The following is a 25,575-nucleotide window of genomic DNA, read 5'->3' as shown; positions in this document are numbered from 1 at the left end:
ATACATGACCAGCTCAGCAAGTGACCCAGATGGGACCGTAACAAACTATCAATGGTCACAAAAATCAGGTTATGCAGTGACCATCCGAGATAAAAACCAAGCTAATGCTTCTTTTACCGCCCCCGTACTAGATGCTGATACAACACTTGAATTTGAGTTGGTTGTTAGGGATGACAAAGGGGGTGAAGCAAAGGATACGATTAGCATTACAGTAAAGCGAGCGGCGCAAGCGCAAAGTGGCTTTGACAGTTGTAATGTTGAGTTGGCTCGTAGCGCTTTGGACACCTATAAGCAAACGATGAACTTTGAGTCGAAAATAGCACTTAAAAAATGGTTATGTAGTGCTCCATCGCTACAGAATAACGACCTTGCAAAAAGTGTTAGCAATATTTTTTCACTAGATGATAATAACGTTGATTTAGATGAATGGAGAGCCACCCATTGCTCCGATGATGACATCAATTTTGCAGACAGTAAGTCATCTCATGTTTTACTGCACACAGCGAGCGAAAAAGCATCATCAACATGGACGCAGTGTATGCAAAACAACAACGCTTTGGCGTGCTATGCTACGCAAGGCGACCGAATACAGCCTGAGAATAAGCATTCTGTTGTACTTAACATTAATGTAAAAGCCGATAGTGGAAAGTTACTCAATACGGATATTGTTACAACTAATTTAACCACGGTAGATAATGTACCAAGTGCTTTAAAGTCTGGAAAAACACAGCTACATTATAAACTGAATGATGCTAACGGTGAGGCTCACTTTGAGATCAGTGGCAATACCAACAATGAAAATGTATCTTGTGCTTACAGTATGCCAACAAAGCCGACAATTGAGGCAGATGCATGTGAGGTGTTTAGGACACAATCATTTGTACAAGGTAGACTCTCAGAGCGCGATTATGAGTATTTGAAAGAAACCGATCAGGTGCCACTTTTCAGCTCTAATGATGGCAATTTAGTTGGGTATTACTCATGCTCACTTTATAGCAACTAAATGCGGATGGTTATTAATAGCAAATAGCCTAAAGGTAAAAAAGAGCACTGTGATGCGATAGCATCACAGTGCTCTTTCGTTTTTTAATTGGTTAATGAAAAAGGTAAACTGTCGCGTAGCGCTAAGCGGTGCATCATTTCTTGCTCACCATCGGAAGCCAAATAGCCAGATAAAAACCCTTGAGTGACAATAAGTTGGTTTTTACCTTCCTGCTTGGCATCTAGAGTGTTGATTTGGGTGTTATACAACTGTGCCGTAATCGTCGACGTTTTTACTGAGATGACTTTATCAAGTTCCCCGTCTTGAGCAATTAAAGTATCTTGCGTGCTTAAGTATTGGGCATTTTTTAATATGCCTTGAGCAATGAGTAGAGGATGATCTTGTGTGACAGTGAGCGTTTTACCATGCTGAGTGTGAATGGTCACAACTTCTATTTGTTGTATATCGGTTTTTTCAGCGTTAATTGTGACTTTTTCTTCTTGATAATATAGATTATTTAAAGTCGCGTGCTCTCCAATCACAATCAATTTCTGTACTTGCTGTGTGTAAGCATCATAAACAGATAATTCACCTTGAGCAAAAAGTAAATCGGTGGCTGGATAACCACTGTTAGCCACGCAAGAGAGCCATGGTGAATAGCCATGGCTCTCGCAATTGGCCATCCTTACTCTCGGAGCTGAAATCCAGTCATTGAAGTTTGCTGCTTTGGTGAAAGATGGGTAGATGGGACGTTTACGCTGTTTTCCATAGTCGTCGTTAACATAGTAATCATACGTTCGAGGGAGAATATGCCCGCATCGTAAGGCCCATTCATTTCTACCGAGCGCTTCAGAAGGAACGAGTGAGTCTTGAATGCCACAGCGCTTTTTTACTATGTCAGTATTTCTTGATGAAAGCGCTGCTGCATTACTGATAATAAGAAATGATACAGTCAATAAAGTGAGGCTGCTTGTTTTTATCATACTTAATTCCTTGTGTGTTTTTAGTTTCTGAGGGTGATATAAATGATTACTACGACTCATACCTAACTTTAAACTTGATGCAGATCGCAGAGTTCAACCAAAGGTTGTCAATACGTCGCAACCCCTCCAATTTTTACGTATTGCTTCAAAAAATGATGAAAGTGAGTTGTATTTCACACTATTTAATATGGTTAAAGCTGGAGAGAATCATATTACAGTGGTTTAGTTGCCACTGTTAGCTCCAGTCACTTTTCAGGTGGATTATTGTAAGTAGTCTTCAGGATCAGGGCCTGGACCAATACCAACATCAGGGTTGTTGAACATTAAAGAAGAACAAGTTACGCTTTTTATATTAGTGGGTATTTCGCAACGATTTGGTGCAGCTCTTGATGTGGTCGGCGCACTAAACTGTTTTTCAGGATTGTTAGCATAGTAGTAAGCGTTATAGTAAACATTCAAACGAACTTGACCAGAGTCTAAATATTTGTAGAATTTGTATGTCCTTATTGACATGTGTCCACAAAATGCTTCCCAAGCATTTCTGCCAATTGCCTCATTATGATATAGATGATCGTTGCTACAGATTTGCATCGTTTCATCCAAAGTTGCGGAAAAGGAAAGGTTACTTTTTATTATAATTGATATATTCAGTATAATGATTATTACTTTAGTTATTTTGTTCATTATTAATTCCGTTTAAAAGGTGCAATTAAAATTGCACCATAAAATAGCTTAATTGTACTCAGCGCAGCTATAGTAGCCAATCATCTTATTTGTTCTACTTGAAAATAATGGCACTTGGTTAGTTTCTTTTAGATATTCATAGTCATATGGAGAAATCCTATTATTTAAAAATGATTGCATTCTAAAGTCTTCACAGCGCTGCAACTGATCTCTAGGTAATGATGAGTTATCAAGCACAGTACATTTAAGCGATTCAGTATACTGGTTGTTATTACCTAAATCACAGCTTGCACCTGCATATGTAGGTGCTTCAAACCAGCTATAGAAATCATATGGTTTGTGATAGGTATTATAATTTGGCGTTTCTTTATATGTACCGTCTTGGTTATACATATAATCGTTGTATGTACCGCGACTTATATGGCCACACTGGCGAGCCCAATCGTTTCGAGCTTTTGCTTGTGAAGCCGTAAGATTGTCATCAAGTTGACAGCGTTTATCTTTTCTAGAAATATTTGCATCAGCATTAAAGCAAAGTACGAGTAACGCAATTAGAGTAAAAATTTTGACTTTCATTATCCTTCCTTAATTTTTTTAAGTTCTTTGTGCAAGTTTGAGCGCATTGCTGCTGAGTTGTTCAGCTTTAACAAGCGCAAGTTGGTCGACATAATCTACTAATTTTGCATGCTTATCACTGTAAGTGGCATTTGTTTTATAAGATTCCCATGCTTCTTTGTGATAAACAGCTAGCACCATACCCAGTTCGACTTTGTCACCTACAAGTGAGCGTCGTAAATCAAGATCTTGCTCAGGTTTTACGTTGTCATGATAAAGTGCATCCAATGCGAGTTGTTTGGCATTATCTAATTGGGGTGAGTTGTATTTACCAACAAGTACAGTCGTAAGGTACTCAATTGAGTCTAAACGTTGCCTTTCTTGAACGAGGTCTAGCTCTTTTTCATTTACATCTTTAAGTAAGATCTTACGGCTAGCATCAACTAATTTAGTTTCATACATTAGTTGAGCAAGTCTATCTTTGTCAGCAATACTCATAAGTGGCTTATTCGATAATTCTATAAACTCTTTAAATTCAGGGGTCACCTTCCTCCATTCAAGTTTATTTTCTTCCACTCTGTTCTCTCGAATTGTGGTGTCAACTTGAGCATTTGTAACTTTACTGTCAGCTTCAGTCACACCAGGATTAGGTGTGGCAGAAAGCTGTTCAGACGTTGCTAATAGCTTAGTATTATGTACATTTGTAGAACTTGACGTATTGGTTGTTAAAAGGTGATCTTTATCAGGGTTTTTATCCACGACCACAAAAACTATCAATGCGACAACAGCAACGGCTAACACCTTTAAAAGTGATTTCAATTTAACCTCCATTTATAAGCAGGCCGAAGCCTGCTTTAACTCAATTAGATCAAATCACTTGGTAGGCTATCGCGTAACAATAATCTGTTAACGTGATTAGCACCGGTGTTTTGGTAATACATTGAACCTGAAAGGAAACCCTGTGCCACAACGATTTGGCCGTTTAGGATAACGCCTTCTTCACTATCTGAGTCAGGGCGCACGTTATAAACCTTTCCTAAAAATTCAACCTCTTCGATTGATGTGATCTCATCGAATTCGCCATTTTCAGCAATTAATGAATCGCCAATTTGGATATCTTCAGCATTTTTCATATGACCAGTTGACAAGATGAGTGGGTGGTTTAATGTCACTTTTAGTGAACCACCATTTTTTGTCTTGAACTCTAGTATACGGTGTACTACGTCTTTGACTGACTCACTATAAGCGTCAACATTACGAACTGTATAAGAGATATTATTTAGGTTTGCGTCATCATCTAATGTAACTATACGACTAACACGGCGAGTGAACGCATCATAAATAGCCAATTCACCTTCAGCAAATAGTAGCTTTTGATCTGGTGTATAACATGAAGAAAGACACGTGATCATCGCTGTGTGTCCATTCAGACCACATGATCCACCTTTAGCTGTTGGCGCGCGGAACCAATCGTCAAAGTTGCCAGGTTTATAGAAACTTGGATAATATACACGAGAGCGACGGTTTCCCCAGTCATCATTTATATTGTAGTCAAATGTACGTGCTGAAATATGTTGACACTGAAGCGCCCAATCATTACGGCCAACACCAGCACCTGTACTAATTGAGTCATCTTCACAACGTTGCTCAACACGAACAGGGTCAAGTGCAAGAGCAAAGTCTGATACTACAACTAGTGCTGCTGAAACTGCTAATAACTTAAATTTCATAGTAAAAGTCCTTTTTAGTTAGTGAATAATGAACAAGCGTAGTTACCAATTAAGCCACCGTGACGGCTGCTGAATAAAGGAACTAGATCATAATCACGTAAGTAGTTGTAGTCATAAGCTGTGATTTTGCCTTGTGATAGCGACTGCTTTCTGAATACTTCACATGCGCCGGCATCAATAGTTGCTTTTTTGGGTACTGTGTATGAACAAGAAACGTTTTTATAGTCAGTATTACCATTTAAGTCAAAGTAAGCCTCTTGACTCTTATTATCAATGGTATATCTGATGTTCGCTTCGCCAGGCCATAACTCGTCGGGTACACGATTTACTGCGGTCATGTTGGTACCAACAATGTCAGTGTTAACAACATTACCGCTACCATACTTAACATCAATCTTCATTAGTAGTGAGTCGTGTGTTTCTTTAGCATAACAAGATAGCGTATTATTGTTCTTGTTTTGCATACACTGTGACCAAGCGTTTACAATAGTATCGCTCGCTTTTTGAATTAGCACATGTGAAGCTTTACTATCTTCATAAGACCGATCATCTTGAGAACAGTGCTCTTTTTTCCACTCCTTGACGTTACCACCGCCGCCGCCAAAGTTGAAAATACCGATAACATCCAAAGATAGGTTACCACCTGCGTCGCCTTTGCTGTACTCCGAACTACAAACCCACTTTTTAAGTGCGATTTTAGACTCAAAGTTCATGGTTTCTTCGTAATTATCGAAAACGCCGCCAGCAAGAATGGCATTACAGCTTTCATATTGATCTGCTGCATGTGCCGAAATAGAGGCAGCTACAGAAGAGAGTAAAAAAGGTAAAATATAACTTTTATTTTTCACGATTAATTTCCATTTATAAAGCTTAAAATGCAAATGTCACACATAATTTTCAGTTTAATAAAATGCTGACATCCTTGATTTCCTTGTTGGTTTAAATTCTATTTAAAATATATAAAAACCAACAGGGAGATGGTAACTATGCATTTTATCTTTGGCAATACGGTTTTTTATAGTTAATTTAAACATTGTTGTGTTTTGTTTTATGGTTTTATTTTTTATATATGGTTTTTCATATTTTTGTTTTTTAGATTGTTGTGCTTTTTTTCTCTTTATTTCCCCAGTTGTTTGTGTTGTAAGGTTATTTTTTCATGATAGTTTGGTTTTTTTGTTTATTTTTAGTCGTGGTTTTTTTGGTTTTTTTAGTTCTCTTTGTTTTTATACAATAAATGTAAACTAAATAAAATTATGATTTTTATAAAAATAGTTCTTATGTGTGGTGTGTGTTTTTTTGTGTTAATTTTGTTTTGAATTTTCCTTTTTTAAAATAGTGTCTTTAATAAGGTGGGTGGCTTTATTTTTTAGTTAAAGTTCACACATGCAATGTGATTTATATGTTTTCTGGTAAGTGGTTAGCTATTGAAAATGGGTGTGAAATGAACGAAAGTTATAAATGTAGTTTTAACTTTAATTATCATAAAATTTAAATGAGGTTAATTATTATAAGTCAGGCAGGGTAAGCTGATTTTACATGCTTTATAGCTTGTTTTAGTTTGATAGAAAAAAAATTAATAGTGGTATTGTTAAAGATTTTTGATGATAAAAATATCCAAGAAAATAAACCCCGAAAATAAAACGGGGTTCATCATCAACCTAAAATATAATTAATTCTAAATTAAATCATCAGGCAGGGTGTCACGTAGGAGGTATTTATCTACATAGTTAAAGCCAGTGTTTTGGTAATACATAGATCCTGACAAGAAACCTTGTGCAACAACAATTTGGCCATTCAAAATAACTTCATGTTCACCATTTGAATTTGGCTCTACGTTATATACCTTTCCATAGAACTCAATTTCTTCAATTGCGGTTATTTCGTCAAAATCACCACTTTCGGCTATCAGTGAGTCGCCAATTTGAATGTTTTCTGCATTTCTCATTTGTCCAGACGATAAGAGTAGTGGGTGATTAGGCGTTACTTTTAAAGACCCTCCATTTTTTGTTTTGATGACTAAGATCTCGTGTGAAACATCAACAAGGGATTCACTATATGCTTTAAGATCTCTAACAGTATAAGTGATGTTATCGAGGCTGGCATCATCACCTAAGGTAACAATCTTACTCACTTTTCGAGTAAAAGCGTCAAATATTGTGAGCTCCCCTTCAGCAAACAAGAGCTTTTGGTCTGGTGTGTAACATGACGCTTGACATTGCACATTTGGAAGGTAACCTGCTGGTACATTACAAGAGGCATTTTTTGTGGTTGGCGCGATCCAGCCTAGGGTATGATTCGTTCCTTTTATAAAAGTTGGATAAATAGGTCTCGCTCGTTGTCGGCCATAATCATCATTCATATAAAAATCATGAGTTCTTGGTGAAATTTTCCTACATTCTTTGGCCCAATCGTTACGGCCTTTAGCTTGAGAAATACTGAGAGAGTCAGTTTCACACCTTTTACTAACACCCACCATCTGTGCTTGAGCGACCATGCTGGTTAATAGTGTGGCTGCTGTTGAAAGTACAATTAGCTTTAATTTCATCTTATTCTCCTTATTGTATGAAGCCATCACAGGTAAACATTCCTATAAAACGGCCATCCTGATAGTCGAATAAAGGCACCTTGTCATGTTCTTTCATAAACTCGTACTCGCGTGCAGAGATTTTGTTTTGTATGAAAGATTGTTTTCGAAATACTTCGCATGCTTCTCTTTCAATCGTGGGCCTAGGCGGGGGTGAATATGAGCAAGACACCGAACCATTATCATCATTTCCGTTTAATTCAAAATATGATTCAGTGTTTTTGTCATTGATTTGGTAGCGAATGCTTGTTAAGCCTTGCTCGATGATTGTAGGCTCGTCAGCTTCAGGCGTGAGGTTAGTAGTGTAATTTGTTACATTTACTAAGCTACCATTAATAGAGTTGGCATCGATATTCACGACAAGTGCATTACCAGCTTGTTCGGCATGACATGATAGAGGGCTATCATTGACTTCTTGCATACATTGAGACCATGCAGACACTGTGCTGATGCTTGCTGATTGAATGAGTGCATGAGTTGCTTTGCTGCCTTGATATGATTTGTCATCGGTCGAGCAATTTTTATTTTTCCACCTATTAAGGCCACCAACGTGTCCATCTACAGAAAAAATGCGCGCTGCGTCTTTTGCTAAATTGCGAGCGGAATCATCCGAACTAAAATCTGAGCTACAAATCCACTTCTTTAGCGCTATCTTAGTTCTGAAAAACATTGTGTTCTCATAAACATTTAAAGCGTTATGAGCGAGGATTGCATTACAGCTTTCATATTGTTCGGCTGCGGATATTGGTATGGTAGCCGTTGCACATGTTAATGCAAGCGGTAAGATATAGAGTTTATTTTTCACGCTTAATTTCCATTTAAATAATTAAATAAAATGTCTTCACTATTTAATTTAAGCTTCGACATCCTTGAATTAAAAGTTGGGGTTGCAATTTATGATTAACTCACCTCAAAGGCGATTTAACCCAACGTTACAAATGTTATCGTCTAGTATATTTATTGGCAACAGTTGTTTTTAATGTGTTTTTACTTTGTTTTGTTTTTTATTATAGGTTTTTTTGATTTTCACTATTGTGTATGTGCAATAATGCATTTTGCAGAATGGTTTGACCATGAAATAGAGTGGAGGTTAATGTTATTTTGTTTTTTTAATTATTGTTTTTTATTATGCTTGGTTTTTGAGGTTTTGATTTTTTAAACAATAAATTTAAAAAATTATATAAATGGAGCAACTGGTTATGTTCTAAAGTTTGGTTACTATTTCTTTTTGCTTTGTTACCAAATAACTAACTAGTCGATTCTAAATATTAATGCTTTTGTGCTCAGGCATTTTTTGAACGGCTTCATCAAGACTGAGCGTTATGCTTATCTTTGTTATCCGCTGATATAAAATCCAGGCATAAAAAAGCCATTGTCTCGCTAGCGTTTTACGACAGTTTTGGCCCACGCCTGCCAGCACTGCCTCAATCTATTACCCAACTTTTTGCTCAGACCTTGGCTTAGTCGGTTGTAACTTTGGCGAGAGCAATGCCACACTTTTTAGCAAACCCAATCCGGTTACTACGACATTTATCTAGCAGTTTGCTGTCCGTTAGATGGCAAATATTTTTCACCATCACCGTGCTATCTTCGACAACGTCTCTCAAACTGGACGGTTTAATCGTCTTACTTTGAAGACCAGCGTCAACGATAGCATCAACTCTGCGCCATGCTCACCTATTCGCTTACGAAAGCACGTCATTGAACTTGGGTCACAAGGCGGCTCGTGAGTAAAAAATTGCATGCCATAAAAATATTGCCAAGAAGGGCTTTTACACACATTGCCACCGTATTTTCGTCTGACAATTTGTGGGTTTGTTTAAGATATTCAAGCCGGAAGAGAAGACAAATGGGCTTTGCGCCAGCGCTTTTATCGCTATAGTGCTGCCTAAATTCAATGTATAGGCGTTGCCAATCAATGAGTTTGCAAGTTTCACTCACTCATGACGTGGTAAAACAATATCAACGCGTTCGAGCTCAAATAATCGTTTTTGTGGTGCATTAGGGGTCGACTTTGGTTTCATTTTTTATACTCAAATTACAATGTTTTGGTTGTGTGATTTACAAAAAAGTTGCAATTTTAGGGCCGTAAGACTGCTTAGATCTTCAGTAATTCAAAGAATTAAATTGGTATCAGGATAGACTAATTGGCATTTTTTCATTACCAGTTCCTTATTATGGAGTCTGGTGAGTTTTATACTTATTTGATTTTAAGCACATTTCATGTTGTGTTAACGAGAGTGTATTGTCGGTATATACAAGAGAACAGCTTTTAGTTGAACAATAAAAAGACCGCATAAAAGAAAGCAGCCTATTTATTTTTGATTAAGATCACTTGCTGGTAATAAGAGGTAATGCTTCAATATTATTTGGAACATCAATATATTGCGCTTGAGTGAAGCTTTGTTGCTTAATCGCATCAAAGCTAATTGTATACGGAATAGGTGAGTCATACTTACGAATTTGATACTCGCCATGGGTTAGGTCTTTAACAACAACCCATTGCGTATAGTCACTACCAGTACTATTTTGAGCGTCGCCATAACGAGTTACACCTTTTGCTAAATCAACGGAGTTAATTAAGTGATAGGCAAGCGTTTTAGCGTCTTTTGCTGTTTTTATGTGGTATCCGGCTTGTGCATCGGTTGCAAATTGCTTTAAAACAGCTGTTTTTACAAATCGTGACGCAGGGATAGGATCACCGGGTAACCCTGACAGGCCATATCCCTCACCTTGTGGTGAAAGTATTGGGCACTGTACTTGAGAAGGGTTGTAAGGGCTAAATTTATGCAACCTAGCCATGTGATTTAGATTAGCGAGCTGTTCGGGAAAAGTAGGCGCATTAGTTAATACACCAACATGATTGTCATAAACACTAGGCAACCCATCACTGGATGTGAACTCTACCACAATGCTTTTGCCTGCACTGTCTGTAATAGGAAAGTGCAGCGGCAGCGGATAGCCATCAACTTCGTAAAAACGGTAATCACCCGATGTTATAGCCTGTTTTACTTTTTCAGTAGAGCTAAAGTTACCTAATACCCAATTGTTAAATAGGTAAACAGGTATGCCATTTTCTTTAAAGTTAGATGATGTGATGTATTCAGACCCCGGCAGCCATAACGAGCCACATGTTAGGCCTTGTTCATTCATGCCATCAGATAAGCAATTGGCTAATACTGGCGCTTTGTCATCTTTTATATTTACACCCACGATATCGTATTGGTGGTGTGCATTGGTACTGCCATAAGAGTAGGGTTGCTCACCTTTAGGTAATATTACAATTTGCCCATCGGCAACGGATTGTTCACCAAACTCCATTGTTCTGCCGACAATAACAGCATTTATGCTGGAATTAGAGTTGGATTTTTGGGTGTCGAGGTCAATAGCTGTAATAACAAAATTGGTACACATAGTATTCTCCTTGAAGTTCATAAAGAGTATAAAAGTGCAACCGAAGGATAGCTATTACGCCTTATTACATGCGCTGAGCACGAAGCTCAGCGTTTTGGTTATTGTTCGATATAACAGATAATTGCTTCTTGTTTCGGGTTTTGCTGTGTGTCTTCAATCAAGTAGCTAGACTTTTTGCTATTTTGACACAAGCACATATCATAGTGGTTAATCATGTATGCATTACCTACGGCGTCTTCATCTGTTTTTTCGATGCTACAAGTAGGCTCTCGCCAAATTGGATCCCAGCCGCTTTGGCCAATAGCAACAATTTTTATGCTTTTTTCTGCTGCAGGAGATAATGCTTGTTCAGTATTAGCAAGTGCACTTAGTGAGAGTGTAGCGGTGATCGCAAGTAGTAACTTTTTCATTTTTCATCCTTAAGAAAAGTAAATTAGAGTTTTAATTCTAGCTCAGGGTGTATTTTATGCTCATAGTTATATAATTCAAGTGTTTGTTTTTTATGACTAATTATTTATTTTGATATATGCAATATGAAAATCGGTCTTAATTATGAAATTATTAATATTTCTGCATGGTGGTGTACATTTGAGGTGAAAAACCAATCAAATAATTTAACATAATGAAATAGTAGTATTTGTAGAGGCTGCATTGGCAATGAGCATCCACTTTTAGTTGTGAAATAACTTTGGGTTCGTAACGCAGTATTTAATACTTGCCAATAAAGTGTTGTTGAGTATTAAAATATACAAAATTCAACAGTCTCTAGGGCATACAACCCTAGCCTGATTGTTTTATTAATACAATTCACAATTCACAATTCACAATTCACAGTGAGCTTCAATAGGGTAGGGTTGTAAATCCACATTATTGTCTATCCCTTTTGGTATTCGAATAACAAAATGAGCACCTTGGGAGTCCTCTATACATTCGACTTGCCCATTCATGATATGCACAACAGAATTGTAAATGACATTTAACCCCAAACCTAAGCTTCCTTCTCCTAAGCGCGTGGTGTAAAAGGGGTCGAACACTTGTTTGCGTTTGTCTATCGGGATACCCGTTCCATTATCTTTGTAATGAATGATGACTTGATTGCTGTCATCTTGTTCAACTTCAATATCTATTTGTGGCTCTTTTGTATCGGTGAAGCCGTGTTTAACTGAATTTTCAATAAGCTGGGCTATAACTTTAAGTAAAACGGGTGCATAGTTGGTGACGTTTACATTGTGCCCTTTTAAGTTGAAAGCAACATTTTTATGTTCAGAGGTAATCAAGATGTGGGTATTTTCTGATAAGAACGTAAGTAATGGGAAGTCACTGAGTTCGCTTATTTGTAATTTTGCAGACATCATTTTAAACCGCTGAACCATATCTGCTGCCTTTTCACTGTTTTTTTGACTCAACGTAGCAAGTTCGTTAGCTTGATTTATAAATTGTGAAAGCCGCTTTTCAGTTAAAGTTTGCTTTGAAAATTGCTCAGCGAGTTGCTCTATTAAAGATTTTAACGTTGAGTCAGCCGTTATGACTAACCCCAAGGGGGTATTAAGTTGGTGCGCCATTCCCGAAACCAATGTTGTCATGGCTCGCATTTTTTCAGATTCAATCAGCTTTTCTTGGGTGTTCTCTAAACGTACTATTAGGGTTTGTAGTTGGCTTTTTCGCTTATTCAGTCGGTATATAAAGCCAGACGACATGATGATTATAGCAATTGCACTGGCTAGAATAATCCAGCCTTGACGGCGCTGTGCATTGGACGTTGCTACGGCGATTCTGCGTTCCTGCTCTACTTCTTTTAGTTCTATTTCTTTAGTTTGTAGCTCTGTTTGCGACACCATATATGCCAACCCAATCGATGCTTGTTTTTTAGCAAACTTCTCAGTCACTGCGTTGTATTGTTCAAGGGCCTGTAGGGCTTGCTTTAAGTTGCCAGTTTGGGTGTTAAGCTTACTTTGTAGTCTAAAAGCTTTTTGTTGTGGAATTAGATGGTTATGTTTTGTCGCAAGCATGATGGTTTTATCAAGTGTGGTATTGGCTTCATCGATGCGATTTTGACTTAAGTAAATGCTCGCTAACTCTAATAAGGGTTGCACCGTTTTTGATAGTGCGTTGTTATTGCGCCAACTAACTATCGCGTCTTTGAGGTACTGCTCTGCGAGTTTAAAGTTTTTTTTGCTGGCATATACTCTACCTAAATTATATAAAGACCAAGATAAGTGATAGTCATAGCCATTTGCTTTACGAATTGTTAATGATTGCTCATGAAATTGCTGCGCTTTGTCTAATTTGCCTCTTAAATAGGCGACTTCCCCTAAATTATTCAATCCTGTAGCTTGTTGAGATGGCATATCCTTTTGTACGGCAAAGTCGTAAAAGCGCTGAAAATAATGCTCTGCTTCGTCTAATAAGCCCAGTTTTAAATAAACGTGCCCAATATTGTTCTCTGTTTGGCTGATAAATTGTGGGCGATTTAATAAAGGAGCTTCTTGGTACGCTTTTAAATTATTTTCCAGCGCTAAATCGTATAGTTCAACGTTGGCAAAAGCACTGGCAGAAATACTGTAGTAACTATATAAAATGCCTGGTTCGTCTATGTCTCTGGCCATTAGGCGAGTTTGAGCGAGAGTCTCTATTGCTGCCTCTAACCTATCTGCGTTAATTTGATACCATGATTTTATATACAGCAATCTAATTTTTTGTGCTTTAGCAAGCTGGTGGTTATGCTCGTTAATTATCTGATCAATTTTGTCAATGCCTGTTAATGGTGACTTACCACCGGCCTTACTCACTTGTGCACGTAACTGGCTGAATGCTTCATCAGGAAGCTTTGCGGTTGTTGGCAAAGAAAGTAAAAACAACGAGGAAAGAAATACCCAAATACAAGCTTTCATTAAGCGTTACTTACTGCTGGTTACATCTTCGTCTAAGTTTAGATTAATTTGCTTTATTTGCGAGCTGGGTGTACTTGTAATAACGACCTTTCGAGCAAAGTAAAGCAGCACTCAATTGGCAAGTGCTGCTTAATGACTATAACTTCCTACCTAGACGTTTTTCTATTTGGCGCTTTTCCCAACTAGGGCCAAATAAATTAAAAATCTCGAAGGTAGTAATGCCATGACTGATAATACCAATGCCCCAGCCAAGTGCGGCCCACCAAGCCCAAATATATTCAGGTGAAATTATATAATTAAGTATGAATAACAATATAATAGTGACCACGTAGGTGATCAGATGCCCGTAAAAACCCTTAATGGCCCTGACTTGTTCAATCACCTCATGTTCTTCCTCAGTTATATTGATATTGGAATGCGTATTTTTCATGTTAAGCTCCTGCTGAAGATCAGCCACAGTAGTTTCAAAAACAGCAGCTAAAGACTTTAGTGATTCTAAACTAGGCTTATGGCCTTGCTCTATACGCTGAATTGTTCTCAGGCTCAAGCCACTGAGCTGTGCTAGTTGCTCTTGTGACCATGCTCTTTGTAATCTTAGTTTTCTCGTAATCACTGTGTTAGTCCTTGCTGTTGTGCTTAATAAGAGCCTACTAAAGCTGGGCCTAAATTGGGTGCGTCATCAATGCGTTATTAGTATGACAAAGTTTATTTTTCAATAAGTTAAGCGAATAATTAAAACAGGATCTGATACACTTTTTAAAAAGTGCGTCTAGTTGTTTACTTAACCTTAGGTTTGGATAAGGGTTTTGAAATAGTAACTACGTAATAACTCATATATTTATCATCCAATGACGATGTTTTGGTCAATATCAAGGCGATTTTATGCAGTAATAGCTGACTATAACAAGTAAAAGCAACGTAGATAGTGGGAAAAATAGCTTTATTGGGCAAATTCTCTTATCCAGAGCTGAGGTTACTCAGTGTGATGGATTGAATACAGGCTGGCAAGCAAAATTCTTGGTTGTAAAGTGTATTATTTAATGTGTTTTTAGCCGATGCTTAAATTATGACTTTTGAAACATAAAAAGGCCAAGCTTTCGCTTGGCCTTACATACAAGTAGTAGAAGACTTGTAAATTTATAAACTAAATGTGCGAGATGCGCTTAATACAATTCGCTCATCAGCAGTGTTGTAGTCTAAGCTGGTATTTTCAGCAGCAACTTCAATATTGAAGCCTTCATAGCTAGTTTGGTACGCAAGACGATAGTGGTTATATGATTTGTCACCTGCATCCCACATGTATTTGTCACCATCTAATGAGTTAGATATGTCAAAGCTTGCACGTAGTGTATGGCCTGGCGCTACTTCAATGCTGTGTGCAATCATTGCTATAGTATGATCTGCCCCAGTGCCAAAGTAATCCCAGCTATACCAAAAGTTGAATTCAGTTTGGCCCAGAGAGTTGGCAAAACCAAACTTAGTGTAAACTTCTGGGTAGTTTCCATCATCAGAGCTACTATCACCATGGTAGCTGTAATAGGCGATACCATAATCTGCGCTCCAGCTATCATTGAGTGTTACATATTTACCGACGTAAAAGTCCCACTCAAGGTTTGTGTCGTTAGCAAAGTCTACATTTGATGCCCAAGTGCCTGCATATACGCCGTTGTCAAAACCATAATCAAGACTTGCTTGCAAAGCTGGGTCGTTTTTGGTTTGACTTACACCGTTAAAGGTATAGTCAGAAGCAGCAGTAACGGTTGTTGACCAATTAGCCATTGCATGGCTAGAAGCCAATGTTAGTGCGCTTAATAGTAGAGTTCTAGTTGTTGTCATTTGGTAATCCTTAGCTAGCAGTTTCAATTTTGCTGTAATCAATTTTGTTGTCTTCAGGTGAACTGTCAATTTGGCTTACGGTTTTAAACTTGCCATAGCCGATATATGCGGCACATGAGAAGAATAAACCAATTACTAACGCGCCAACCCATTGAATTTGTAAAAACTCGAGTTTGAACAATAGCGTTAATAACGATAGCGCAACAATGTTAAATAGCATGTAGTTGCGCATACCTAAACGTTTTACAGTTAAATTTAGGTTGTCTGTATATAAGCGAATGAGTGAATCGAGTGAGTTAATCACAAAGACGACACCGACAAACACCATGGCAAAGTTTTTAATGCCTTCAGTTGGAATGCCTGCTTCATGATAGTGATATAACACACTAAACCATATTGCGATTGGTATTGATGGGAATATCAACATAGCACCGAGCACTTGATATGTTTTAAGGCCACCGACAAAGCGCGAAGTGAATTGCCCAATCATAATACTCCATGCAAACCACCAAAATAAGTAAAATTCATGATAATCATTGAGAGGGAGTACAAACTCATTAATATGTCCAAAGTAATCACCAATTAGGGCAAATTTATTGGCAAATTCTCCCATACCGCTATCGCCAAATATAAATGCCGCAGCCCACATATATGCAATTAAGGCGATAAACATCCAAGTGGTCGAAATACTTAAAAAGCGTACGTATTTTAAACTGGTGCTCGAATAAACAGCAAAGCATATTGCCGCAAAGACTAATAAGTAAAAAGTAGGAATAATAGAACTACCATCGCCAACCTGAGGTAGGTACCAAGGCAGGTTTGAAAGCAGTAAATATGCAGTAAATGCACAGGTACCAATAATGATTACATTATTAATTAACTTCACCAAAGGAATTTCAAAAAATTTCACTTTGGGTTCTATTACGCAGAAATAAAAACAGGTGAGGAAGTAAAATCCCCAGATTAAAAACCCCCAAAAACCAAACTCGATGGCCAGTGGGTTTGCAAACGCATACTCTGGGCTTGCTTTTATGTCTGCGTAACCCGCAAATTCAGTAAGAGGAAACATGATTAGTCCGACATCTAAGCCTGACGTAAATAGTATGGCGATAAACGTAAACGTTTTAACTGGTGTTACGCCAACACACTGTAAATTACCCCATTTAAACAACACTAAAGCAATCGCTAATAGAGTGAAAATAATACCAGCACTAAGCCATATGGTCATTGTCACCCTCCCAAAATAAGTAAAAATAACTCATTATTTCTCCGTTTGTTTTTCTATAATCTTGCATTAATGCTTAAGTGATTGAATAGGCCAATCACCTTGGGATAACCAATTTATCCCGCACGCCACGGCAAGCTCTTGCCTAAGTAATGCTACCTAGGCAAGTGGCAAATTTAAAACTGGGAACTACGCTGACGGCTTTGCCATTGTGGCTCCATGGCTACCGTTGCATCTGGATTAGCCAATGTGCTTTTACCTAAAATATGATCGGCTGCTTTTTCCGCTACCATAATCGTGGGCGCATTTAAATTGCCGTTAGGTATCGTTGGGAAAATAGAAGAGTCCACCACTCGCAAACTGTTTATACCGTGCACTTTGGTGTATGAATCAACCACCGCTAGTGCATCTTCTCCCATTTTGCATGAACAAGAAGGGTGGTAAGCGCTTTCTACCGCTTGACGTACAAAGGTATCAATTTGTTCATCGGTTTGTATGTTTTTACCCGGTTGAATTTCATCATCACGGTAGTCATCAAAAGCACTTTGTTCGATAATTTCACGTGTCAGGCGCACACAGGCTCTAAAGCCTTCGATGTCTGCTTGGTGTTGAAGATAGTTAAACTGTATTTTTGGCGCGTCATCAGGGTTACTTGATGCAATGGTAACCGTGCCTCGGCTTTTAGGCTTGTTATGACCAACATGAACTTGGAAGCCGTGGCCTGCGAATGCACTTTTCCCATCGTAGCGAATAGCTGCTGGTAAAAAGTGGTATTGTAAATCTGGCCATTCAACCCCTGGTTTTGAGCGAATAAACGCACAAGACTCAAAGTGATTGGTAGCCCCTAAGCCATCTTTAGTCAGTAACCAACGTGCACCAATTAAACCTTTAGACACTAGCCCTAGTTTTCCATTTAGCGTGATAGGTTGTTTACACTTGTATTGAAAATAAAACTCCAAGTGATCTTGTAGGTTTTGACCGACGCCAGGTAAGTGGTGTTGCACTTCTACGCCAGCTTTCTCAAGTATGTTTTTATCACCAATACCTGAGAGCTGAAGTAAATGTGGTGAACCAATTGGGCCTGCACTTAATATGACCTCTCTGCGGGCATGGGCGGTGACCACTTTACCTTTTAATTTGTACTCAACCCCTTGTGCCTGCTTCTTTTTGAGTAGCACGCGTTGGGCCTGAGCACCAGTGACGATAGTCAAATTACTGCGACGCTTGATTGGGTCTAAATAGGCACGGCTTGCAGAGCAGCGGCGGCCATTTTTAACCGTCATATGCATCGGGCCAAAGCCTTCTTGCTGCGCAGCGTTGTAGTCGTTAGTTTTGGCATAGCCAGCTTGTTGGCCCGCTTCAATAAAGGCACGGTAAAGTGGGTTTGCCATTTCGTTACCATTATTAACACCCAATGGCCCTTCTGAGCCACGGTGCGCATTTTCACCTAAGTACCAAGACTCTGCTTTTTTAAAATAGGGTAAACAGGCTTGATAATCCCAACCTTGCGCGCCGTGTTGTTGCCATTCATCAAAATCTTTTGCATGACCACGTACGTAAACCATGCCGTTAATTGAAGATGACCCACCAAGTACCTTACCGCGGGGGCAGTGCATCTTGCGATTATCTAAGTATGGTTCGGGCTCTGTGTGAAATTGCCATGCATATTTATCGGTGTTCATGGGAATAGACAGTGCGGTAGGCATTTGAATAAAAATGCTTTTGTCACTACCACCGGTTTCAAGTAGCAATACTTTATGCTGGCCATTCTCAGTGAGTCTGTTAGCTAATACGCATCCTGCGGAGCCTGCACCAACTATGATGTAATCATATTTCTGGGTCATGATGTCTCCTATTAAAACGGGCTGTCGATTTTGTTCATACCTACGTACACCGACTTAGTTTGGGTGTAGTGATCAAGCGTTTCGATACCATTTTCTCGACCAATGCCTGAGTGTTTATAGCCACCAACAGGCATTTCGGCGGGTGAATTTCCATAGGCATTGATCCAACAGATCCCAGCTTGTAGCTGGTGAATAACACGGTGTGCGCGTTGAATATCTTTGGTAAATACACCCGCAGCTAAACCTAAGTGGGTGTTATTGGCACGCGTAATAGCTTCTTGCTCGTCATCAAACACTAATACGCTCATAACTGGGCCAAAGATTTCTTCTTTTACAATGGTCATATCATCTTGGCAGTCGACAAAAATTGTTGGAGCGACAAAATAACCATTAGGGGCTGAATCTGGACTAAGCGCATTACCACCAGTTAATAGTGTTGCTCCCTCTTCAATGCCTTTGGCAATATAATCAAGTACTAGTTGCTGATGAGGTTTTGAAATCAGCGCGCCAAGATTTACCTCTGGGTCCATAGGATCGCCGGCGATAATATTGCTTTCAGTGCGTGTTTTAAGCTCGCTAATGAACTGCTTGTATACATCTTTGTGAACGTAAATACGTGTACAGTTAGTGCAAACTTCGCCTTGAGTATAAAAGTTACCTAGCATGGCAGCGCTTACCGCTTCTGTAATGTCTGCATCATTAAATACGAGTAATGGGGACTTACCACCAAGCTCCATAGTCACATCTTTTAAAGTGCTTGCTGCACTGGTCATGACTTTTTTACCTGTACCCACTTCACCAGTGAAAGACACTTTTTCAATATCTGGGTGGGCTGTTAACCACTGACCTACTTCAGCAGCACCTTGAACTACATTAAATACGCCGTCAGGAATGCCTGCTTCTGTGAAAATTTCAGCCAGTTTTAATGCGCCTAATGGTGTTTCTTCAGAAGGCTTAAACAACAATACATTGCCTGCTGCAAGTGCTGGGCCTGATTTCCAGCATGCTATTTGTAGTGGGTAGTTCCAAGCGCCAATACCTGCACAAATACCTAGCGGTTCTTTGCGTGTATAATAAAAGTCTTGACCAACCATTTGTTGTTGCCCAACTTGTGCTGGGGCGAGGCCTGCAAAATATTCTATTACATCTGCACCTGTTTGCACGTCTACGCATTCGGCTTCTTGCCATGGTTTACCCGTATCAAGCACTTCAATTTTAGCCAGCTCATCATTGCGCTCACGCAGCAGCTCTACTGCTTTGAGTAAGATTCGACTGCGCTCAATGGGTGCCATAGCAGACCAAGTAGCAAACCCTTGCTTAGCACTTTCAATAGCGGTTTGTTGAATTGACTCATCAGCCACTTCAACCCGATAAATCACCTCATCAGTAGCTGGGTTTGTCACCTCAAAATACGCACCACTTTGATTGGCCATAGGACGACCGTGCACAAAGTTCTGATAAGTCACTATTGAGGCTTGAGTATTGTTTTGCGTCGTCATATTAGGCTCCATACTGCGCTATTAATGAATGAACATACTGTTTGGCGAGTTGTTCACTGTGTTTAAATTGATCTTTATCTGATTGACTCAATACTGCTCTAAGCCAAAGCCCATCAATCATGGCGGCACTTAGCTCTGCGGCGAGCTTTGCCTTATCAATGCCCATCAATTCTTTAAATGAGCTGGCCAAGTTGCTGTACAAGCGCTTGCTGTTTACATTTTGCAGTCGATGTAACTCTGGGTCGTGCATTGACTGTGCCCAAAAACTTAGCCACGTTCGGGTAGTATCTTTACGTTGTTGCACTAAAGCAAAGTTAGCTTCGATAATGTACATAAGTCTTTGCTCAGGAGGTGTTCTCGGTGAGACTTGTTTTAGCAGCTCGTATTTTAAACTGGATAATAAATACCGAACCGTTGCCTCAATAAGACCTTGCTTACCACCAAAGTAGTGGCTGATTATCCCTGATGATAATCCCGCTTTTTTGCTGATACTATTAATAGTTGTACCTTGCAAGCCAAGTTCAGCAACCGACTCAATCGTGGCCTTAATTAACTGTTCTCGACGTACTGGTTCCATTCCAACTTTGGGCATATTTTTATTAATTGAACGTTCAATAAAGATAAAGGTTAAAGGGTTAGCGGTTACATTTCAAGGTTGACATTTGTAATACGGCTTAAATTCAAGTCGCTTTATGTTTTTTAACTTGTTGATTATTAAAATTATTTTTGCCACTTTAAATTTCTAGAATATTTTTTGTTCAAGCTGGTTGGGTGGTCGTGTTTTCACCTAAAGTAGTACAAATAGTTAACAGTTCAAAGCTAAAAGGCAGAAACACTTGCAAACGAAATGAAATTTTTGTGCTTAATTTAAACCCTTCTACACGGTATGACGGTGCAAGCTGCTTGGCTTGTTTTTAATTTAAAAAATGAGAGGGACGGGTATGAAGTCATTTATTATATTGATTAGCTGGTTTTTGGTGTTGATATGAGTCAATGCTTAAAAGACGCCTTGCGCCTCTAAAAATGTCTGTATCTCATCTGTATGGGGTGCAAATCTTTGCCAACGACCAATTGAATTACTATTGAGCGGCTGACGAACTTGTACTTTGCTGGCAGTAGAAACCGCTGCGGTATTTAAATGAAAATCAACACATTGGCTTTGCCAAGGTAAGTTGCAGTAGTTTAGCAAGTCTTGAATTTGTTGCTCAGGCTCAGCGACTAATTCTTCATATTGCAGCAGTTTAATATGTTCACCATGTAACACTTGCCAATGTTGCATGAGTTTATAAAATCGTGCATAAAATTTGGCAGTGTCCATTAAATCTAATGAATATTGGTAATATGGATTATTAATAGTAAATAGCTGGCGATAGTTACCTATACAAGTATCAAGTGGATTGCGCAGCAAGCAGATGATTTTGGCATTGGGTAGCGCTTTGCGAATTAAGTCTACATAAAAAAAGTTAAATGGTAATTTGTCGATGAAATGGGCCGTTTTTCCAGTAACAACTCGTGTTGCACTTAAATAACTTTGTCCAAGTGTAGCAAAATTAAGTTGATAGGCTTTTTTTATGGTTGCCTCATCAAGTACATGGGGGCTGGCAGTTTGGCCTAATTGCTTGGTACAAATACCAAAGTCTTGTAGTTCGCCAGCCGACATTACATCACTGTGGCTAGATAAAATACGTTCAACCAAGGTGGTGCCAGAACGAGGCATACCAAGTACAAATATCGGCTCGTTGCTTTGTTCGCCGTGGATGCAATCGCTCTTATTTTGCATACTTAAACTAGTTATGGTGTTGAATAGTTGCTCAGAGGTGGCGTTGTCAAACGGGGTTTGTTGACGCTTAAGTGATTTACCTTGCTCTAGAGCGCGAAAGGCTAAATCATAATTGCTAGTATCTTGATATTCTTTTGCTAAAGCGTGGCCGATGTGTAATTTTGCATCAGGATGCGTGGCACGCTCAAGTGTCTTTATCAGGCGAGTGATATGGTTGTTCTTTTCATCTGCCTTGGTTAAATCAGACAATGCGAAATGCGCCTGATGATGATCAGGGTTAAGCGTAATAGCTTGTTCAAAGGCGTTTTCGGCTTTGTCGAACAGTCCTAGAAACTTACAACAGACCCCATAATTATAAAAAAACTGCGGTTGGGTTTTGGTTAGTTCGAGTGCTTTTTCATAGTATTTTATGGCTTGTTCATGTAAACCAATATGACTGAGTGCAACGCCTAAAGTGTCAGCATTGAGTGCGGAATTGATTAAGTAAGGGGCGATTTTTTGCGCCGTTTTTTTAGCAGCATAGAGTTGACCATCTAAAGCATAACATTTTGCCAAGTGAACTTGATACTCAGTATTTTTAGAAAAACTTAACGCTTTTTCAATTAGCTTTATGGCTTTTTTTATTTGTCCAACTTGCACATTTACCATGGCTAGCAAGAAGTACCCATCGGCATGGTTAGGGTCTGTTTGCACTAAAGTGACTAAATATTGATGGGCTTGTTGAATTTGCCCATGATTCAAAGCCTTTATGGCTTGCTGGTGCAGGTGTTTTACATTGGGCATCATGATGTTAATTATTCTTATGTAAATAAAAAGGCTCAAACACCGTTTGAGCCAAAAGCGTAACCTGTAGTTAGTTACAGTTCAAACTGATAATCAAACTTAATACCGACGGTAAGCGGACGGTTTAAGTAATGACCGTAGTTACGTTGAATATTGGCACCATTAGCGGATGTAATATCTGCTTTACTGCGCCTGACAGATGTGAAAGCATATTTGTTGAATAAGTTATTTACGTACAAAGTACTAGACCATTGATCGCCAGTTAACTTAGCTGAAATATTACTCAATGCATAACCTGGCAAGGTTTCGCCATTATCATGTAACCCCACTTTTGAGATAAAGTCGCTTTGTGCAGTCAATCCGTAGTTAATATCTAGCAGCTTATCGTTAAATATTTCAGTTTGATAATTGATACCCAACGAAAACTGATGTTCTGGAGAGCCTGGTAACCTGTCACCATCCATACCACCATCTGTGCCATCGGTATTAAATAAAAACGGTGCATCTTCGGTGAGCTCTACTTTGGTATACGCATAAGTTGCATAAGCGGTAAAAGCGTCTGTAAGCATAGCGCGTGTTGCAATCTCAATCCCTTTGGCATTGGCAGATCCCGCATTAGAAGTATAAGGCAGCTGCCCAATCTCAGTAGCGCCACCAATTTGAGCATCTTCCCAATCTACATTAAACAGGGCTGCATTAAAGTGGAAGCGGTTCTTCATCCAGGTGCTTTTTAAGCCGAGTTCGTAGTTGGTCGTGGTATCGTCTTGGTAGAGCATTTCGTTTGGTTTACCGCAGCCCGCTTGATTAGCAGGAAGTGGTTCTGGGCAGGGGGCTAAGCCATTTGAGCCTCCAATCCGAAAGCCTTCACTTACCGTAGCATATGCCATAACTGTGTCAGAAAACTGATAACTGACATTAAACTTAAATAAGCTGCCATCATCTTCTGCAAAACTGTTTTCAAATACGAGGTTCACATCATCAGGGCCCGCATCACCAAAAACTGTATTCAATAATGGGAAATCGACGGCAGAGTCTGCATCGACTTTATATTCATAAAAGCGCGCACCAAGTGTTAGAGTCAACTTATCATTGACCTGATAGCCGACCTCGCCAAATATTGCTTGTTCTGTAATTTCGCTGCGATCTGCTGAATAATATTCTAAACTGTCAGGACGAACTTGTGCGCCGCCAAAGTTAGCCACTGCGAACTGACTAAAGCCGGGTGTATACTCTTTGCTTGACCCATTGTTTTTAAATTTATTGTAAAACCCGCCAACAATCCAATTCCAATCAGAGTCACCTTGAGAAACTAAGCGCAGTTCTTGCGTGAAGGTTTCTTCTTCTTCAACTTCACGGGTAAATGACGAAAATGAAGGAAACTCTTCATAACCGTAGTCTAAACGAATTAACAAGTCGGTTTGGTCGCGCTGGCCATCGGCTTCAAACTCAGAAAAGCCAGTTGCGGATACAAGCTCTGCAAAGCCTAAGTCTGCTTTAATTTCTAAGCTCAGTAATGAATCTTCTTTTTCTCTTGGCTCTTCGTAGCGATAAGCAGACTCGTACTTGCCAATACGGGCACTTAAACCATTATTTGAATTTAGACTGTTATGATGAACAATTGAACGGCCTTCGCTGTCTTGTTTCTGATAAAAGTAATTAAGGGTACTGTCTAGCCAATCATTGGGTGCCCAGCGCAGTGATATACGCCCAGTCGTGGTGGTTTCACCATTATTATCTTTTGCTTTGCGTAAGTTTTGGTCTACATCGCTTTGGTTGGTCCAATCAGGATCTGGTTTCGATACGCCTGCATCACGCACAACATAATTGTAATCAATAAAGCCTGGGTCTTTATAAACATTGACACTGGCACGTATAGCGAGTTCGTCAGCAATGATAGGGGTGTTAAAAATAAAACCTGATTCGCCACCAAGTGAATCACTTTCGCTATTTTGGAATAAGTCGCCATACAATTTGCCCGTTGTTAAGTCTAACTCAGGGGCTTTAAGCATATAGCGAATGGCGCCGCCAAGAGTTCCAGCACCATATAAAGTACCTTGGGGACCAATCAACACTTCAACTCGTTCAACATCGGTTAAACGCATATCAATACTAACGGGTATCTCACCAATGTAAGTGGCAACGGTGCCACCATCAGAAGCCGGGCCAGATGAATTAGTATTCAAACCGCGCACTATAATGGGAGAGCCAGAGCGCCCCCCTTGATCTGTGACCGTTAGACCAGGAACCCAACGGGCAACATCGGCGAGTTCGCCGATATTTTGATCCTGCATAACATCACCATCAAGAGCGGTAATATTTAAAGGTGCTTCTTGTACAGAACCGGCACGTCGTGTTGCTGTAATTTGAATAACTTCAAGCGACTTGTCTTGTTGTGCTTGTGTATCATCGGCATACACAGATGTTGGAGCTAGAAAGGCACTGGTGAGCGCGCCAGATATAGCTAATGAAAGTAAGCTTGGTTTAAACATGTTTTTTACATCCCCGTTGGTACATTGTTGTTTTTATACTCATAAAGGAAAGCATAAATTATGGTAAGCGACAAGCTACGCAATAAAACAATTTGAATTTATATTCACGTTAAGTGTCTTTTAATGCATCATAATGTTGGTTTTTATAAAAATATAGTGAAATGATGAATTAAAATATTTTTTATATTTTTAGCACCAATGATAAATAAAGTTTTCACATTATTAATTAATATGCATTAATTTTGCATAAAACTTAATTATTACCGTATTTTTACAATTTGTGTGACATGATAGTT

21 protein-coding genes are annotated in these 25,575 nt (G+C 39.1%); 1 reads left to right on the top strand and 20 read right to left on the bottom strand.

Annotation, left to right across the window (positions count from 1 at the left end; translation table 11 throughout):
* A partial coding sequence (locus SANK73390_RS01985; protein ID WP_462762886.1) for a PKD domain-containing protein occupies positions 1-1,003 on the top strand: 1,003 nt, incomplete at its 5' end.
* 83 nt (positions 1,004-1,086) lie between these two features.
* Here the strand turns inward: SANK73390_RS01985 and SANK73390_RS01980 are convergent.
* The 20 genes from SANK73390_RS01980 to SANK73390_RS01885 all read right to left on the bottom strand — a co-directional run bounded on the left by SANK73390_RS01980 (position 1,087) and on the right by SANK73390_RS01885 (position 25,279).
* Positions 1,087-1,965 carry a hypothetical protein gene (locus SANK73390_RS01980; protein WP_462762883.1) on the bottom strand — a complete coding sequence of 293 codons (879 nt, stop codon included), beginning with the start codon at positions 1,963-1,965 and terminating at the stop codon, positions 1,087-1,089.
* A gap of 261 nt (positions 1,966-2,226) precedes the next feature.
* The gene (locus tag SANK73390_RS01975) at positions 2,227-2,556 is read right to left on the bottom strand and encodes a hypothetical protein (RefSeq protein ID WP_462762880.1); all 330 of its coding nucleotides are present in this window, start codon (positions 2,554-2,556) and stop codon (positions 2,227-2,229) included.
* Positions 2,557-2,697: 141 nt separating this feature from the next.
* Entirely contained in the window at positions 2,698-3,225 is a 528-nt protein-coding gene (locus tag SANK73390_RS01970; protein WP_462762877.1) for a hypothetical protein, read from the bottom strand.
* Positions 3,226-3,243: 18 nt separating this feature from the next.
* Positions 3,244-4,023: a hypothetical protein gene (locus SANK73390_RS01965; protein WP_462762875.1), complete on the bottom strand. Its 780-nt coding sequence runs from the start codon at positions 4,021-4,023 to the stop codon at positions 3,244-3,246.
* Positions 4,024-4,067: 44 nt separating this feature from the next.
* A complete protein-coding gene (locus tag SANK73390_RS01960; RefSeq protein WP_462762873.1) occupies positions 4,068-4,934 on the bottom strand; it encodes a Hint domain-containing protein in 867 nt (288 codons plus the stop codon).
* A 14-nt stretch (positions 4,935-4,948) separates the two neighbouring features.
* Positions 4,949-5,782: a hypothetical protein gene (locus tag SANK73390_RS01955; RefSeq protein ID WP_462762871.1), complete on the bottom strand. Its 834-nt coding sequence runs from the start codon at positions 5,780-5,782 to the stop codon at positions 4,949-4,951.
* Positions 5,783-6,609: 827 nt separating this feature from the next.
* Positions 6,610-7,479, bottom strand: a complete 870-nt coding sequence (locus tag SANK73390_RS01950; protein ID WP_462762869.1) for a Hint domain-containing protein — start codon at positions 7,477-7,479, stop codon at positions 6,610-6,612.
* 10 nt (positions 7,480-7,489) lie between these two features.
* Complete coding sequence (locus SANK73390_RS01945) at positions 7,490-8,323, bottom strand: hypothetical protein (protein ID WP_462762867.1); 834 nt, start codon at positions 8,321-8,323, stop codon at positions 7,490-7,492.
* A 798-nt stretch (positions 8,324-9,121) separates the two neighbouring features.
* Positions 9,122-9,298, bottom strand: a complete 177-nt coding sequence (locus SANK73390_RS01940) for a transposase (RefSeq protein WP_462762865.1) — start codon at positions 9,296-9,298, stop codon at positions 9,122-9,124.
* Between the two features lie 551 nt (positions 9,299-9,849).
* Entirely contained in the window at positions 9,850-10,932 is a 1,083-nt protein-coding gene (locus tag SANK73390_RS01935; RefSeq protein WP_462762862.1) for a linear amide C-N hydrolase, read from the bottom strand.
* Positions 10,933-11,030: 98 nt separating this feature from the next.
* Positions 11,031-11,342 carry a hypothetical protein gene (locus tag SANK73390_RS01930; protein WP_462762859.1) on the bottom strand — a complete coding sequence of 104 codons (312 nt, stop codon included), beginning with the start codon at positions 11,340-11,342 and terminating at the stop codon, positions 11,031-11,033.
* 411 nt (positions 11,343-11,753) lie between these two features.
* Positions 11,754-13,823, bottom strand: coding sequence for a tetratricopeptide repeat protein (locus SANK73390_RS01925; protein ID WP_462762857.1), 2,070 nt, complete (start codon positions 13,821-13,823; stop codon positions 11,754-11,756).
* Between the two features lie 136 nt (positions 13,824-13,959).
* Positions 13,960-14,436: a 2TM domain-containing protein gene (locus SANK73390_RS01920; protein WP_462762854.1), complete on the bottom strand. Its 477-nt coding sequence runs from the start codon at positions 14,434-14,436 to the stop codon at positions 13,960-13,962.
* 524 nt (positions 14,437-14,960) lie between these two features.
* Positions 14,961-15,659: a TorF family putative porin gene (locus SANK73390_RS01915; protein WP_462762852.1), complete on the bottom strand. Its 699-nt coding sequence runs from the start codon at positions 15,657-15,659 to the stop codon at positions 14,961-14,963.
* 10 nt (positions 15,660-15,669) lie between these two features.
* A complete protein-coding gene (locus tag SANK73390_RS01910; protein WP_462762849.1) occupies positions 15,670-16,887 on the bottom strand; it encodes a BCCT family transporter in 1,218 nt (405 codons plus the stop codon).
* A 173-nt stretch (positions 16,888-17,060) separates the two neighbouring features.
* A complete protein-coding gene (betA, locus tag SANK73390_RS01905; protein WP_462762846.1) occupies positions 17,061-18,728 on the bottom strand; it encodes a choline dehydrogenase in 1,668 nt (555 codons plus the stop codon).
* 11 nt (positions 18,729-18,739) lie between these two features.
* Positions 18,740-20,239 carry a betaine-aldehyde dehydrogenase gene (gene betB, locus SANK73390_RS01900; RefSeq protein WP_462762844.1) on the bottom strand — a complete coding sequence of 500 codons (1,500 nt, stop codon included), beginning with the start codon at positions 20,237-20,239 and terminating at the stop codon, positions 18,740-18,742.
* Entirely contained in the window at positions 20,229-20,819 is a 591-nt protein-coding gene (gene betI, locus SANK73390_RS01895; RefSeq protein WP_462762842.1) for a transcriptional regulator BetI, read from the bottom strand. Before betI ends, betB begins: the two co-directional genes overlap by 11 nt.
* 405 nt (positions 20,820-21,224) lie before the next feature.
* Positions 21,225-22,793 (bottom strand): tetratricopeptide repeat-containing sulfotransferase family protein, encoded by a 1,569-nt coding sequence (locus tag SANK73390_RS01890; RefSeq protein ID WP_462762839.1) that lies wholly within the window; start codon positions 22,791-22,793, stop codon positions 21,225-21,227.
* 71 nt (positions 22,794-22,864) lie between these two features.
* A complete protein-coding gene (locus SANK73390_RS01885; protein WP_462762836.1) occupies positions 22,865-25,279 on the bottom strand; it encodes a TonB-dependent receptor in 2,415 nt (804 codons plus the stop codon).
* Positions 25,280-25,575: the final 296 nt, after the last annotated feature.

It is taken from the genome of Pseudoalteromonas sp. SANK 73390, assembly GCF_054966645.1.
The sequence above is the reverse complement of the archived record's forward strand: the minus strand, read 5'-3'. Positions and strand labels throughout refer to the sequence as shown.